Annotated in this window: 1 pseudogene; it reads left to right on the top strand. The window is 61.5% G+C overall.

The window, feature by feature from the left end:
* Window positions 1–143: 143 nt before the first annotated feature.
* Window positions 144–655: pseudogene (locus tag NKG99_RS35820) on the top strand (hypothetical protein); the annotation flags it as partial.

The raw sequence follows: 655 nt of genomic DNA, 5'->3' as shown, positions 1-655 counted from the left end.
GCCGGAAAATGGCTTGATGCGGTTGAATCGTATGTGATTCTGTAGCTGCCATTGTTGATTCTGGAGGTTTCGACGATGGCTTCGTTGCTTGGATACTTCGGCGACCTGCGCCTGCAAAAAAGGGGAGCATGGTTCTGGAGCGCATGTTTGCGCGTGTCAGCGCGGGCATGCGCCGGCTGGCTGACACGCGCGCCGAGAAGGTCGCGTTCACGCGCCTGTTTCGCAATCGCCACGTGAGCAAGCAAGAGATCATCCGCACGGCGGCGGCGCGAACCAGCGAAGTGGCCGCCGGCCGCCACGTGCTGATCATCGAGGACAGCAGCGAGATAAACTATGAAGCCAAGGCTTCGCGCAAGCGCGGTCTCGGTCGTGCCGGCAATGGCAAGGATATCGGGCTGTTCGTACATCCGGCGCTGGCCGTGGATGCCGTGAACGGCTCGGTCCTTGGCCTTGCAGGCGCCACGATCTGGCGGCGCCAGGCAAAGAAGGCGGATGACTACCAGGCGCTGCCAATCGAAGACAAGGAAAGCTACAAATGGATCGGTACCGCCAAGGCGGCATGCCAGGCGCTGACCGACACGCCGCAGATGACGGTGGTCGGCGATCGCGAAGCCGACATCTACGAAGTGTTTGCAAGGCTTCCCGACGAGCGCAC

The organism is Mesorhizobium sp. M1409 (genome assembly GCF_040317535.1).
GTDB lineage: Bacteria > Pseudomonadota > Alphaproteobacteria > Rhizobiales > Rhizobiaceae > Mesorhizobium.
This window is presented reverse-complemented; position numbering and strand designations above follow the sequence as displayed.